The organism is Actinoplanes sp. NPDC051513 (assembly GCF_044454685.1).
Lineage (GTDB): Bacteria > Actinomycetota > Actinomycetes > Mycobacteriales > Micromonosporaceae > Actinoplanes.
Map to the genome: position 1 here is coordinate 194926 of NZ_JBITDW010000012.1, position 14421 is coordinate 209346.

9 protein-coding genes are annotated in these 14421 nt (G+C 69.3%); 3 read left to right on the top strand and 6 right to left on the bottom strand.

Annotated elements, in window-relative coordinates:
* Nucleotides 1–121 precede the first annotated feature (121 nt).
* Both typA and ACIA5D_RS32560 read left to right on the top strand, forming a co-directional pair.
* The gene (typA, locus tag ACIA5D_RS32555) at nucleotides 122–1987 is read left to right on the top strand and encodes a translational GTPase TypA (protein WP_396034183.1); all 1866 of its coding nucleotides are present in this window, start codon (nucleotides 122–124) and stop codon (nucleotides 1985–1987) included.
* 457 nt (nucleotides 1988–2444) lie between these two features.
* Nucleotides 2445–3440, top strand: a complete 996-nt coding sequence (locus ACIA5D_RS32560) for a TerC family protein (RefSeq protein WP_396034184.1) — start codon at nucleotides 2445–2447, stop codon at nucleotides 3438–3440.
* 66 nt (nucleotides 3441–3506) lie between these two features.
* Here ACIA5D_RS32560 and ACIA5D_RS32565 read toward each other — a convergent pair whose 3' ends face one another.
* From ACIA5D_RS32565 to rpsA, 4 genes are all read right to left on the bottom strand, one after another.
* Entirely contained in the window at nucleotides 3507–4187 is a 681-nt protein-coding gene (locus ACIA5D_RS32565; RefSeq protein ID WP_396034185.1) for a GNAT family N-acetyltransferase, read from the bottom strand.
* 72 nt (nucleotides 4188–4259) lie between these two features.
* Nucleotides 4260–6380, bottom strand: coding sequence for an excinuclease ABC subunit UvrB (gene uvrB, locus ACIA5D_RS32570; RefSeq protein ID WP_396034186.1), 2121 nt, complete (start codon nucleotides 6378–6380; stop codon nucleotides 4260–4262).
* Nucleotides 6381–6787: 407 nt separating this feature from the next.
* On the bottom strand, nucleotides 6788–7972 hold the full coding sequence (gene coaE / locus ACIA5D_RS32575; RefSeq protein WP_396034187.1) for a dephospho-CoA kinase: 1185 nt from the start codon (nucleotides 7970–7972) through the stop codon (nucleotides 6788–6790).
* Between the two features lie 169 nt (nucleotides 7973–8141).
* Entirely contained in the window at nucleotides 8142–9650 is a 1509-nt protein-coding gene (gene rpsA / locus ACIA5D_RS32580) for a 30S ribosomal protein S1 (RefSeq protein WP_396034188.1), read from the bottom strand.
* 340 nt (nucleotides 9651–9990) lie between these two features.
* On the opposite strand from rpsA, the gene ACIA5D_RS32585 reads away from it, so the two are divergent.
* Nucleotides 9991–10854 (top strand): class I SAM-dependent methyltransferase, encoded by an 864-nt coding sequence (locus ACIA5D_RS32585; RefSeq protein WP_396034189.1) that lies wholly within the window; start codon nucleotides 9991–9993, stop codon nucleotides 10852–10854.
* Nucleotides 10855–10962: 108 nt separating this feature from the next.
* Here ACIA5D_RS32585 and ACIA5D_RS32590 read toward each other — a convergent pair whose 3' ends face one another.
* Both ACIA5D_RS32590 and polA read right to left on the bottom strand, forming a co-directional pair.
* Nucleotides 10963–11262, bottom strand: coding sequence for an ArsR/SmtB family transcription factor (locus tag ACIA5D_RS32590; RefSeq protein WP_396034200.1), 300 nt, complete (start codon nucleotides 11260–11262; stop codon nucleotides 10963–10965).
* A 339-nt stretch (nucleotides 11263–11601) separates the two neighbouring features.
* The gene (polA, locus tag ACIA5D_RS32595) at nucleotides 11602–14292 is read right to left on the bottom strand and encodes a DNA polymerase I (protein ID WP_396034190.1); all 2691 of its coding nucleotides are present in this window, start codon (nucleotides 14290–14292) and stop codon (nucleotides 11602–11604) included.
* Nucleotides 14293–14421 lie beyond the last annotated feature (129 nt).

Sequence of the window (14421 nt, forward strand, 5' to 3'; positions counted from 1 at the left end):
AACAGCACCCGGCCACGCCGCGCTGCCCCACGATCCGGGCAAAACGCACAAGATCCGGAACAGGTCACGTCGATTGACCCCGAACCCATAGCAGCAACCGAGACCGGGGACAATGGAAGACATGCAGACCCGCACCGACCTCCGCAATGTCGCCATCATCGCTCACGTCGACCATGGCAAAACCACCCTGGTCGACGCCATGCTCCGACAGGGCGGTCAGTCCCACGCGCGCGGCGAGATGACCGACCGCGCGATGGACTCCATGGACCTGGAGCGGGAAAAGGGCATCACGATTCTCGCCAAGAACACGGCCATCAGCTACCAGCCGGTCGACGGCGGCCCCGTCACCATCAACATCATCGACACCCCCGGCCACGCCGACTTCGGCGGCGAGGTCGAGCGCGGCCTCACCATGGTCGACGGCGTGGTGCTGCTGGTCGACGCGTCCGAGGGCCCGCTGCCGCAGACCCGCTTCGTGCTGCGCAAGGCGCTCCAGGCGAGGCTCCCGATCATCCTGGTGATCAACAAGGTCGACCGCCCCGACGCCCGCATCAAGGAGGTCGTCGACGACACGTACGCCCTCTTCTTCGATCTTGATGCGGACGAGACGCAGATCGACTTCCCGATCGTGTACGCCTGCGCGCGCGACGGCATCGCCTCGCTGGCCCAGCCCGCCGACGGCACCATCCCGCAGGACAGCGACAACCTCGAGACGCTGTTCACCACGATCCTCGAGACCATCCCCGCGCCGACCTACCACGAGGAGGCGCCGCTGCAGGCCCACGTGGTCAACCTCGACGCGTCGCCGTTCCTCGGCCGGCTCGCCCTCTGCCGCGTGCGCGAGGGCACGATCCGCAAGGGCCAGACCGTCGCCTGGTGCCGCACCGACGGCACGATCAGCAGCGTGCGCATCTCCGAGCTGCTGATGACCGAGGGCCTCGAGCGCAAGCCGGCCGAGAGCGCCGGCCCCGGCGACATCATGGCCGTCGCCGGCATCCCCGAGATCATGATCGGCGAGACCCTCGCCGACGCCGAGAACCCGATCCCGCTGCCGCTGATCACCGTCGACGAGCCGGCCATCTCGATGGTCGTGGGCACCAACACGTCGCCGATGGTCGGCCGGGCCAAGGGCGGCAAGGTCACGGCCCGCATGGTCAAGGACCGCCTCGACCGCGAGCTGGTCGGCAACGTGTCGCTGCGCGTGCTGAACACCGAGCGGCCCGACGCGTGGGAGGTGCAGGGCCGCGGCGAGCTCGCCTTGGCCATCCTGGTCGAGCAGATGCGCCGCGAGTCGTACGAGCTGACCGTCGGCAAGCCCCAGGTGGTCACCAGGACCGTCGACGGCAAGATCCACGAGCCGGTCGAGCGCCTGACGATCGACGCGCCCGACGAGTTCATGGGCGCGATCACCACCCTGCTGTCGACCCGCAAGGGCCGCATGGAGCAGCTGACCAACCACGGCACCGGCTGGCTGCGCATGGAGTGGCTGGTCCCGGCCCGCGGCCTGATCGGCTTCCGCACCGAGTTCCTCACCGAGACCCGCGGCACCGGCATCATGCACCACCTCTTCGAGGACTACGAGCCCTGGTTCGGCGAGCTGCGCACCCGCAGCAACGGCTCGCTCGTGGCCGACCGCGCCGGCGTGGTCACCGCGTTCGCCATGACCAACCTCCAGGAGCGCGGCCAGCTGTTCGTCGAGCCCACCACCGAGGTGTACGAAGGCATGATCGTCGGCGAGAACTCCCGCCAGGACGACATGGACGTCAACATCACCAAGGAGAAGAAGCTCACGAACATGCGGCAGTCGACGTCCGACGAGACCGAGAAGCTGATCCCGCCGCGCAAGCTCTCCCTCGAGCAGGCACTCGAGTTCTGCCGCGAGGACGAGTGCGTCGAGGTCACTCCGTCCGCGGTTCGCATCCGCAAGGTCGTCCTCGACCAGCAGACCCGGGGCCGGGCCGCCGCCCGCCGCAAGCACCAGCAGTAACCCTCGGCAGCCCTCCCGAAAGGCCCGGTGGCCCGCCCACCGGGCCTTTCGCGATCTTGGCAGGTGGCCCGGTGGCCCGCCGCACCGGACCGAGATCACCCCAGCTCACTCACCCCCGGACGGGCGCAAACCGAACACCGACGGTGTGCAGCGCGTTACGCTGGTAAGAAATGAACGGCCGGACGGGCGTTACGGGCGAGAGCCCCGCCACGCTTTTCCGGGGTGCCCTGCCATCGCGCCTCGGCATGAGACACAATGGCAGCCGTAGGAGGGGAGTATTCCCTCGCGCCGGTGTCGTCAGCACGGAACACCCCGATGGGTGAGCCCGGGGCCGGTGGTCGTTCGCACGAGAGTGCGATCGGCGGAAGAGACCTCCGACAGTCGCACGTCGCTGTGCTCGCTGCTCTCCTGAGCAGGCACAGCGCCGAATCGTGTCTGCCGGAGGTCCTCGTTGATCGTGTCCGCCTGGGTGTGGATCGCCACCCTCATCGCCCTCGTCGCCGTCCTGGCCGTCGATCTGTTGATCATCGGCCGGCGACCGCACGAGCCCTCGATGAAGGAATCGGGCAGCTGGGTCGCGCTGTACGTCGGCATGGCCGTGCTGTTCGGCGTCGGCGTCTGGGTCGCGGCGGGCGGCACCGCGGCCGGCGAGTTCTACACCGGCTGGCTGACCGAGTACTCGCTGAGCGTCGACAACCTCTTCGTCTTCGTCATCATCATGGCCCGCTTCGCCGTGCCCCGGCAGTTCCAGCAGAAGGTGCTGCTCATCGGCATCGTCCTGGCCCTGGTGATGCGCGGCCTGTTCATCGCGGCCGGCGCCGCCCTCATCGCCCAGTTCTCCTGGGTCTTCTACATCTTCGGCGCCTTCCTGGTGTACACCGCGATCACGCTGCTGAAGGAGGGCGAGAACGACGAGGACGACTTCAAGGAGAACATCCTGATCCGCTGGGCGAAGCGCGCCCTGCCCGTCTCGTCGCAGTTCGGCGACGGCCGCCTGACCACCGTGTCGTCGACCGGCAAGCGACTGTTCACCCCGCTGCTCATCGTGATGATCGCGATCGGCACGACAGACCTTCTGTTCGCCCTCGACTCGATCCCCGCGATCTTCGGCATCACCAAGGAGCCGTACCTGGTCTTCACGGCGAACGTCTTCGCCCTGATGGGCCTGCGCCAGCTGTACTTCCTGCTCGGCGGCCTGCTCGAGCGCCTGGTCTTCCTCAACTACGGCCTGGCCGCGGTCCTGGCGTTCATCGGCGTGAAGCTCTTCCTCGAGGCACTGCACACCAACAGCCTGCCGTTCGTCAACGGCGGCGAGGGCGTCCACTGGGCTCCCGAGATCCCGATCTGGCTGAGCCTGCTGGTCATCATCGGCACGCTGGGCGTGGCCACCGTGGCCAGCCTCGCGAAGTCCAGCCGAGACCGAAGGCGCGAATTACAGCACGCCAAGGCCTGACACGGCACAGCCCGGCACGTAGCGCCCCCGCCGCCACGTGCCGGGCTGCACGCCTCCGCAGGTTTCCTAGGAGGCTAGTTCGTTGGTGTAGCGGGAGCGCCGCCCCCGATCGGCGAACCCCAGCCGGCGGTAGAGTCCCGCCGCCCCCGGGTTGTTGACGTTGACGTTGAGCCAGGCCTCGCCGGCCCCGTCGGCGGCCATCCGGGCCAGCGACTCGCGCATGAGGGCCGCGCCGATCCCCCGTCCCCGGGCCTGCGGCGCCACACCGACCTGCACGATCCACCCGAGCGCCGCGGTCACGAACCCGACGTCCCCCAACTCGGGCAGGCTGACCAGCACCGACCACCCGGGCCGGAACTCCTCGTCCTCGTCGTACTCGGCGATCCACTCCGCCACCGGCTCGTCGGGAAAGCCCGGCCGGTCCTTGAACGCATCCCGGTAGACGGCGTGAAATCGCCCGGCCGTCTCGCCCGACCACTCACTGACCACGGCGCCGGCGAGGACCTGGGCGCCGAGCCCACGTCCGCGGGCCGCAGGGTCGACCAGACCGGTGACGATCACCGCGTCGCCGGCCGGGCACACCGCTCCCGCCGCGAGCGGCTCGCCGTCGTCTCCGGGCAGCGCGAAGGTCTTTCCCTCCGGCCGCCCACCGCCGCCGCAGGAACCACGGCTCGACCGCGAGCGGCATCCCGCCGTCGGCCCGCACACAACGCTCCACCAGCCGCACCAGCGCCGCGGGTAGCCCATCGACGGCCTCGCCAGGCAGTTCATCGACCGCCGTCCAGTCAGAAGTCACCGGGCGAGGCTAGCGAACACCCCCTACTTCACGCCTGCCATATCCATGCCGCGCAGCTCCTTCTTGAGCTCGTGCATCTCGTCGCGGATGCGGGCGGCCAGCTCGAACTGCAGCTCGCGCGCCGCCGCCAGCATCTGATCGTTCAGGTCCTGGATGAGCTGCGCCAGCTCGGCCCGCGCCATGCCCTCCCGGGCCGTGCCGGCCGACGCCCGCCCCTTGGAGCGGGTCTCGGGCACCGGCGCCTTGCCGCGCGACATCTGCCGGCCGCCACCGCCGACCATCGAGCCGGTGTTGACCGTGGCCTCCGTGTCTTCGGCCTCGCGGTAGATGTCGTCGAGGATGTCGTGGATCTTCTTGCGGAGGGCCTGCGGGGTGATGCCGTTGGCCTCGTTGTGGGCGATCTGCTTGGCCCGGCGCCGGTCGGTCTCGTCGATGGCGTTGCGCATCGACGGGGTGACCTTGTCGGCGTACATGTGGACCTCGCCGGAGACGTTACGGGCGGCACGGCCGATCGTCTGGATCAGCGACCGCCCGCTGCGCAGGAAGCCCTCCTTGTCGGCGTCGAGGATCGCGACCAGCGACACCTCGGGCAGGTCGAGGCCCTCGCGCAGCAGGTTGATGCCGACGAGCACGTCGTAGTCGCCCTTGCGCAGCTCTTTCAGCAGCTCGACCCGGCGCAGCGTGTCCACCTCGGAGTGCAGATACCGCACCCGGATGCCGTTCTCGAGCAAGTAGTCGGTGAGGTCTTCGGCCATCTTCTTGGTCAGGGTCGTCACCAGGACCCGCTCGTTGCGCTCGGTACGCAGCCGGATCTCGTGCATGAGGTCGTCGATCTGCCCCTTGGTCGGCTTGACCACCACCTGGGGGTCGACCAGGCCGGTCGGCCGGATCACCTGCTCGACGAACTCGCCCTGCGCCTGCTGCATCTCCCACGGGCCGGGGGTGGCCGACAGGAACACCATCTGCCCGACCCGCTCGAGGAACTCGTCGAACCGCAGCGGCCGGTTGTCGGCGGCGCTGGGCAGCCGGAAGCCGTGCTCGATCAGGATGCGCTTGCGGGAGGCATCGCCCTCGTACATGCCGCCGATCTGCGGAATCGTCACGTGCGACTCGTCGATCACCGTGATGTAGTCGTCGGGGAAGTAGTCGAGCAGGGTGTACGACGGCTCGCCGTAGGTGCGGCCGTCCATGTGCATCGAGTAGTTCTCGATGCCGTTGCAGAAGCCGACCTGGCGCATCATCTCGATGTCGTACGTCGTGCGCATGCGCAGCCGCTGTGCCTCGAGCAGCTTGCCCTGGCGCTCCAGCTCGGCCAGGCGCTCCTCCAGCTCGGCCTCGATGTCGCGGATCGCCCGCTCCATGCGCTCGGGGCCGGCCACATAGTGTGTGGCCGGGAAGATGATCAGCTCGTTGACCTCGCGGATCACCTCGCCCGTGAGCGGGTGCAGGTAATACAGCTTCTCGACCTCGTCGCCGAACAGCTCGACGCGGACGGCCAGCTCCTCGTACGCCGGGATGATCTCGAGCGTGTCGCCGCGCACCCGGAACGTGCCCCGCTGGAACGACATGTCGTTGCGCGAGTACTGAATGTCGACCAGGCGGCGCAGCAGCTTGTCGCGATCGACCTCTTCGCCGACCTTGAGCCGGACGGCACGGTCGACGTATTCCTGAGGCGTGCCAAGGCCGTAGATCGCGCTGACGGTGGCGACCACGATGACATCGCGCCGGGTCAGCAGCGACATGGTCGCCGAGTGGCGAAGGCGCTCGACCTCTTCGTTGACCGACGAGTCTTTCTCGATGTAGGTGTCGGTCTGAGCGATGTACGCCTCGGGCTGGTAGTAGTCGTAGTAGCTGACGAAGTATTCGACCGCGTTGTTGGGCAGGAGCTCACGGAACTCCTTGGCCAGCTGCGCGCAGAGGGTCTTGTTGGGGGCGATCACCAGCGCGGGCCGCTGCAGCCGCTCGATCAGCCACGCGGTCGTCGCGCTCTTGCCCGTGCCGGTGGCGCCGAGCAACACCGTGTTGCGGTCGCCCTGCCGGACCCGCCGCTCCAGCTCGTCGATGGCCGCCGGCTGGTCGCCGGCGGGCTGAAATTCACTGACGACCTCGAATCGGCCGTCGAGAACTGGGATGTCGAGCGCCATGGGTCCAACCGTACGTCGGGGGTATGACAACTTCTGCGAACCCCGTGCTGAGGGTGCACATTCCCGCAGTTGTAAGCCGTTGCGGGGCTCGCCTAGCCTGTTCGGGTAGGCCGCTCGCGGCGGCCGCCCGGCATCGCTGACGGATCACCACACGGTCCGTCCGACCGGCCCGTGGTTGAGGCGCCCCGGCTCTTCCGGTGGCGCTCCCACGGTGGTCGCGCTGAGCGCGGACCGGCCGCCGCGAGCGCCCTTCTCGTTCGCGGAGGGATATTTCGCGGCCGCTCTCGCGGGCTATTTCGCGGCCGCTCTCGCGGGCTATTTCGCGGCCGCTCTCCAGGCTCGCCGGGCCGTTCCCGGGGTTACGCCGCGGCCGTTCTCGCGGCCAACTTCGCGAGCGTTCCGTGGGACTACTTCGCGGGCGTCCAGCCGGTCTCCTCGGCCCAGTCGTCGGCCGCCCGCGCCTCCGCGTCGAACCAGGGCTCCTTGGCCTCGCCGTACGCGAATCGGTCGGAATGCTCCACCGCCCACCGAGCCTTCGCCGCGGCGTATTCCTCGCGCGCGGCCGGCACCGCGCGCAAGTGATCGCGCATGAGCAGGGCGAAACGCCACCCCGGCGACCCGGTCACCCGCACGTGCAGGTTGACCGGCCGGCCCGGATCGGCGTTGCCGTGCAGCCTCTTCGGCCAGGTCTCGCCGGGCATGCCACGCGCGTTGTCGGCCCACTCCCCCTCGCGCCGCGGGAAGCCCGCCGCCGCCAGCCGGGGAACGAGCGCGTCGGCCTCGTCGAGCGTGCGCACGGCCAGCATCAGATCGACGACATCCTTGGCGGGCAGGGCCGGGACCGCGGTCGAGCCGATGTGCTCCACCTCGGCGTCGGCGCCGAGCGCGTGCCGGATGCGGGCGATCAGCCGCGCCGCCTGGCCGGGCCAGGTCGGGTCGGGGTCGGCGATGCGCAGCTCGTGCCCGGCGGGCGCGCTCGTGCCGTGTCGCAGGTGCTCCTCGAACGGCACGAGCCGCTCCCGGAACAGCAGGTCGATCTGCCCGTGCAGTTGCTCGACGGTGCCGTTGTTCGCTATCACGACGTCGCAGACGGCCCGGCGCCGCGCATCGTCGGCCTGCGCGCCGATGCGCGCGAGGGCCTCGTCGGCCGACATGCCGCGAGTTGCATGGAGACGTTCGAGGCGCAGCTCACGCCGGGTCTCCACGACCAGGACCAGGTGGTACGTCGGTGGCAGGCCCGCCTCGACCAGCAGCGGCACGTCGTTGACCACGATCGCGTCGTGCGGCGCGGACTGCGTCATTTCGACGGTCCTCGCCCGTACGCGCGGGTGAATGATCTTTTCAAGGCGGCGGCGAGCCGTCTCGTCGCCGAAGACCTTCGCGCCGAGCGCCGGCCGGTCGAGATCGCCCTCGGGCGTGAGCACTCCCGCGCCGAACGCCTCGACGACCTCGGCGAGCCCGGACGTGCCGGCCGCCACGACCTCGCGGGCCAGGCGGTCCGCATCGATGATCACCGCACCGTGATGGCCGAGGCGCTGCGCGACCGCGCTCTTGCCCACCCCGATCCCGCCCGTCAACCCGACCCTCAGCACGGGCTCCAGTATCGTCGCTCGCCCGCGCCCCGTCTCCACCCTCTTCGCGATCCCGAAGACTTCCCGCACGCACCGCACAGCGAGTCATCAACGCCGCCCAGCCGCCGGAGACGGCGAAAGGCCGCCCCGACCGGAGTCGGGACGGCCTTTCGTGCTGCTGGGTGCTACCTCAGTTCTTGCCGCCGGCGAGCTTCTCGCGCAGCGCGGCGAGAGCCTCATCGGTGGCCAGGGTGCCGGACGGCTCCTCGGCGGCGCGCGCCGGGGCCGGCGAGCTCGACGAGGTGGCCGAGGACGGGGCAGCGCCGGCCGCGGCGGGCGGGGCCGGGTTGAGCGCGGCCTCGGCGTCGGCGTCGCGGGACGCCTGCACCTGCTTGGTGTGGGCCTCCCAGCGCTCGCGCGCGTCGGCGTACTGCTTCTCCCACGTCTCGCGCTGCTTGTCGAAGCCCTCGAGCCACTCACCCGTCTCGGGGTCGAAGCCCTCCGGGTAGATGTAGTTGCCCTCGGCGTCGTACGTCGCAGCCATGCCGTAGAGGGTCGGGTCGAAATGCTCCTCGCCCTCGACGAAGCCCTCGTTGGCCTGCTTGAGCGACAGCGAGATGCGGCGGCGCTCCAGGTCGATGTCGATGACCTTGACCAGGACGTCGGAGCCCACCTGCACGACCTGCTCGGGCAGCTCGACGTGCCGCTCGGCCAGCTCGGAGATGTGCACCAGGCCCTCGATGCCGTCGTCGACGCGGACGAACGCGCCGAACGGAACCAGCTTGGTGACCTTGCCCGGCACGATCTGGTTGATCGCGTGGGTCCGGGCGAACTGGCGCCACGGGTCTTCCTGGGTCGCCTTCAGCGACAGCGAGACGCGCTCGCGGTCCAGGTCGACGTCGAGAACCTCGACCTCGACCTCCTGGCCGACCTCGACAACCTCGGACGGGTGGTCGATGTGCTTCCAGGACAGCTCCGAGACGTGCACCAGACCGTCCACGCCGCCGAGGTCGACGAACGCGCCGAAGTTGACGATCGACGAGACGACGCCCTTGCGGACCTGGCCCTTCTGCAGCTTGTTGAGGAACTCGGTGCGGACCTCGGACTGCGTCTGCTCGAGCCAGGCACGGCGGGACAGGACCACGTTGTTGCGGTTCTTGTCCAGCTCGATGATCTTGGCCTCGAGCTCGCGGCCCACGTAGGGCTGCAGGTCGCGGACCCGGCGCATCTCGACGAGGGAGGCCGGCAGGAAGCCGCGGAGACCGATGTCGAGGATGAGGCCACCCTTGACGACCTCGATGACGGAACCGCGGACGACGCCGTCGTCTTCCTTGATCTTCTCGATCGTGCCCCAGGCGCGCTCGTACTGTGCGCGCTTCTTGGACAGGATCAGGCGGCCTTCCTTGTCCTCCTTGGTGAGAACAAGAGCCTCGATGTGGTCACCGACCGACACCACTTCCGCGGGGTCCACGTCATGCTTGATCGACAACTCGCGCGAGGGGATGACACCCTCGGTCTTGTAGCCGATGTCGAGCAGGACCTCGTCCCGATCGACCTTGACGACGGTGCCTTCGACAATGTCGCCGTCGTTGAAGTACTTGATGGTCTCGTCGATGGCGGCGAGGAATGCTTCCTCAGAGCCGAGATCGTCGACGGTGACCTTGTTGGCGCTCGAGGTGGCCTCGATGCTGCTCGTCATGTGGACAGTTGCTCCGAACGGATGGGTTTTGTGGTGTCTCTCGCGCCCCACGGAACTGCCACCGGACACGCCACGAGCGACCGAGGCGATCATGACGAGGGCAGTAGCAACCGAACCAGTCAGGATCAACGCAATCAATCATGCCGAGACCGGCGACCACGGAACCTGCTCCCTGCCGAGGCACACGATCCGCGAGCGCATCGACTAGCTTACCGTGCGCATTACCACAGGTTGCAAGCCCTCCTCACGACGGCGGCACAATGTTCGGCCGAAACACCGCAGCATGCCCGTAATATGCCGAAATCGGGACGGCGGAGCGCCCTGACGTAACGTTGGCTCCGTGATCGAAATTCCAAGTCCCGGGACGGTAGTCCCGGAGACCGAGACGTCGGTGATCCGCCGCCCGGTGACCGACGACGAGAGCCGCCGTGCGAGCCGCTCCTGGTGGGATCTTGACGCGGTCGACTACCAGGCAGAACACGGCGCGTTCCTGGGCGACGTCGACTTCGTGTGGTGCCCCGAGGGCCTGCGCGAGGCGGACGCTCACCTGCTCGGTGACGTGCGCGGCAAGCGGGTGCTGGAGCTGGGCGCCGGCGCCGCCTCCGGCGCGCGCTGGCTCGAGGGCCAGGGCGCGGACGTGGTCGCCATGGATCTCTCGGTGGGCATGTTGCGCCAGGCGAGGGCCGGGGAAGAGCGTTCGGGCGTACGCGTGCCGCTCGTGCAAGCCGACGCGCTGGCGCTCCCGTTCGCGGACAGCGTATTCGACGTCGTCTGCACCGCCTTCGGGGCGATACCTTTCGTGTCCGACTCCGGCGCCGCGATGCTCGAGGTGGCCCGCGTCCTGCGTCCCGGCGGCGCCTGGGTGTTCTCGATCACTCATCCGATGCGCTGGATCTTCTGGGACGAGCCGGACGAGAGCGGCCTGATCGCGAAGAATTCGTATTTCGACCGCCGCCCCTACGTCGAGGTCGACGAGCAGGGCAGCCCGACGTACGTGGAGCAGCACCGCACCCTGGGCGATCGGGTCCGCGAGCTGGTCGCGGCCGGTTTCGTGCTGCGCGACCTGATCGAGCCCGAGTGGCCCGCCGGCCACGAGCAGATATGGGGCCAGTGGAGCCCGCTGCGCGGCCGCCTGTTCCCCGGCACCGCCATCTTCGTGGCGGATCTGCCGTCTCCCCCGCCCACCAACGCGCCCCGCCATTGACGGCGGACGTGCCGCAAGCACCGCGTCGCGAGCGAAAGACCGTCCGCGACGCGGTTCACAGGCCGGCGACCCCACGCCGCAGCAGACCGCGGCGCAGGGTTCGCCGGGTCAGGCACCGGTGATGAAGCTTCCGGCGTCGAGCAGGGCGGCCAGCACGGTCAAGCCGGCCGGGATCAGCCGGTAGTAGACCCACGTGCCGCGGCGGTCGCTGTCGACCAGGCCCGCCTCGCGCAGCACCCGCAGGTGGTGCGAGATCGTGGGCCCAGTCAGGTGGAAGGCCCCGGTCAGGTCGCAGACGCAGACCTCACCGCCGCCCGCAGAGGCGATCATCGAGAGCAGTCGCAGGCGCACCGGGTCGCCGAGCGCCTTGAACATCGGCGCGAACCTCGTCGCCTGCGCGGGGTCCATCGGACCGTGCGCGATGGGCGCGCCGTCACGCGTCGTCGCGGCGTCCCCGATCGAATCGCTCACCATCGGCCCAGCCTTTCCGAGGGCCGCAATACACCACATCCCACACGCCGGTCAGTCGTGTTCCCGAACCGGCACCTTTCGCCGACCACGACACCTCCGCTCTCCGGTCCAGCCGCGCAGACCTTACATCTACAACCTGTAGGTAGTCACCGCACCCGCTAAAGCGCAGCCACTTCACAGCTTGCCCCGACCCGCCTCACAGCCGCCACACACCGGGTCAGCCGACCCGGCCGCGGAGCCAATGGCCGGCGGCGGGGTCAGTGGTCGGCGGCGGGGTCAGTGGTCGGCGCCGTTCCAGTCGCGGCCGGAGCCGACCGAGACCTCGAGCGGGACCGAGAGCGGGTGGGCCCCGCCCATCTCGCGACGGACCAGTTCTTCGAGGGCCTCGCGTTCGCCGGGGGCCACGTCGAAGACGAGCTCGTCGTGGACCTGCAGGAGCATGCGGGAGCGCAGCCCGGATTCCTTGAGGGCGGCGTCGACCCGGAGCATGGCGACCTTGATGATGTCGGCGGCGGAGCCCTGGATGGGGGCGTTCAGCGCCATCCGCTCGGCCATCTCGCGGCGCTGGCGGTTGTCGCTGGACAGGTCGGGCAGATAGCGCCGGCGGCCCAGGATCGTGGCGGTGTAGCCGTCCTGCACGGCGCGGCGGACCACGGCCTGGAGGTATTCGCGGACGCCACCGAAGCGACCGAAGTATTCCTCCATGAGCGCCTTGGCCTCGTCGGTCGGGATGCTCAGCTGGTTGGACAAGCCGAACGCGGACAGGCCGTAGGCGAGCCCGTAGTTCATCGCTTTGATCTTGCGCCGCTGGTCGGGGATCACCTCTTCGACCGGGACGTGGAAGACCGACGACGCGGTCGCCGCGTGGAAGTCGAACGCCGAGTTGAACGCGGCGATCAGCGCCTCGTCCTCGGAGAGGTGCGCCATGATGCGCATCTCGATCTGGCTGTAGTCGGCGGTCATCAGCTGCTCGAAGCCCTCACCCACGACGAAGGCGCGCCGGATCCGGCGGCCCTCCTCGGTGCGGATCGGGATGTTCTGCAGGTTGGGGTCGGTCGACGACAACCGGCCCGTGGCGGCGACTGTCTGGTTGAACGTGGTGTGGATGCGGCCGTCGTCGGAGACCGACTTGAGCAGCCCGTCGACTGTGGACTTGAGCTTGGCGACGTCGCGGTGGCGCAGCAGGTGGGCCAGCAGCGGATCGCCGGTCTGCGCGAACAGGCTCTGCAGGGCGTCGGCGTCGGTCGTGTACCCGGACTTGATGCGCTTGGTCTTGGGCAGGCCGCGCTCGTTGAACAGGATCTCCTGCAGCTGCTTGGGCGAGCCGAGGTTGAACTCGCGCCCGACGACCTCGTGCGCGGCCTGCTGCGCGGCCTTCACCTCGGCGGCGAAGTGGGCCTCGAGCTCGGAGAGGTAGTGGGTGTCGGCGGCGATGCCCAGGTGTTCCATCTCGGCCAGCACCCGGGACAGCGGCTGCTCGACCTCGGTGAGCAGGGTCTGGGAGGCGCCGTCGTCGCGGGACAGCTCCTCGGTGAGCACGTCGGCCAGGTCGAGGGTGGCGCGGGCGCGCAGCATCAGGTTTTCTTCGGCGGCGCCCTGGTCGCCGAGCCCGTCGAGGGTGAGCTGCCCGTTGTCGGGCTCTTCGACGCGCAGCTCGCGCTTGAGGTAGCGCAGGGCGAGGTCGATGAGGTCGTAGGCGCGCTGGTCGGGCTTGGCGAGGTAGGCCGCCAGGGCGGTGTCGACGCGAACGCCCTCGAGGCGCCAGCCGTGGGCGCGCATGGCCAGCGACGCGGGCTTGGCGTCGTGGACGACCTTGGGGCGGTCGGGGTCGGCGAGCCAGAGGGCGACCGCGCTCTCGTCGGCCTGGTCGAGGGCGGCCGGGTCGAACCAGGCGGCCGGCCCGTCGCCGGTGGCGACCGCGATGCCGGTGAGGGCGCCGGTGCCCCGCCCGAAGCTGCCGGTGACGGCGACGCCGACGGGCGCAACGGCGGCGTGCCGGGTCAGCCACGCGGCGACCTCGCCGGAGCGCAGGGTCTGCCCGGACAGGTCGAAGCCGGACTCGGCCTCGGGCTCGACGGCCTCGAGGTACGAATACAGCCGCTCGCGCAGGACGCGGAACTCGAGCGCGTCGAAGACCTGGTGGACGGCCTCGCGGTCCCACCCGTGCCACTTCGTGTCTTCCGGCTTCAGCGGCAGCTCGAGCTCGCGCTTGAGCGCGTTGAGCTGGTAGTTGCGCAGCACCCCGGCGAGGTGGGCGCGCAGATTGTCGCCGGCCTTGCCCTTGATCTTGTCGACCTGGGCGACGATGCCGTCGAGGCCGCCGAACTCGTTGATCCACTTGGCGGCGGTCTTGTCGCCGACGCCGGGCACGCCGGGCAGGTTGTCGCTGGCCTCGCCGACGAGGGCGGCCTTCTCGCGGTAGCGCGACGGGGGCACGAAGTACTTCGCCTCGATCGCCTCGGGAGTCATCCGCCACACCTCGGAGACACCGCGCACGGGGTAGAGGATCGTGGTGTGTTCGTCGGCCAGCTGGAACGCGTCGCGGTCGCCGGTCGAGATGATCACCTCCATGCCGGAGGCGCGAGCCTGCGTGGCGAGGGTGGCGATCACGTCGTCGGCCTCGAAGCCCGCCTTCTCGACCACGGGGATGCGCAGGGCGTCGAGGACCTCCTTGATCAGGCTGACCTGACCCAGGAACGGCTTCGGCGTCTCGGAGCGGCCGGCCTTGTACTCCGGGTAGATCTCCGTGCGGAAGGAGATGCGGGAGACGTCGAACGCGACCACGATGTGGGTCGGCTTCTCGTCGCGCAACATGTTGATCAGCATCGAGGTGAAGCCGAACACCGCGTTCGTCGCCTGGCCGGTCGCGGTGCTGAAGTTTTCCACCGGCAGCGCGAAGTAGGCCCGGTACGCCAGCGAGTGGCCGTCGAGCAGCAGCAAACGGGGGGTCAGGGCGTCGTCGCTCACGTCGGGAACTCTAGACCCGGCGTACGACATAAACGGCTCTTGTGATCGGTGTGTGGGTGGGTTTGCGGTCATCGGTCGGGTAGTTCGGGTCGGTGGCCGCCGAGGGTGAGCATGGCCAGGGCGATGATG

Bases quoted from the DNA above. Each gene is read 5' to 3' on its own strand.
- ACIA5D_RS32565 (WP_396034185.1), bottom strand. From the start codon at position 4,187: ATGGGCTACCCGCGGCGCTGGTGCGGCTGGTGGAGCGTTGTGTGCGGG.
- uvrB (WP_396034186.1), bottom strand. From the start codon at position 6,380: ATGGCGCTCGACATCCCAGTTCTCGACGGCCGATTCGAGGTCGTCAGT.
- typA (WP_396034183.1), top strand. From the start codon at position 122: ATGCAGACCCGCACCGACCTCCGCAATGTCGCCATCATCGCTCACGTC.
- ACIA5D_RS32590 (WP_396034200.1), bottom strand. From the start codon at position 11,262: ATGGACCCCGCGCAGGCGACGAGGTTCGCGCCGATGTTCAAGGCGCTC.
- rpsA (WP_396034188.1), bottom strand. From the start codon at position 9,650: ATGACGAGCAGCATCGAGGCCACCTCGAGCGCCAACAAGGTCACCGTC.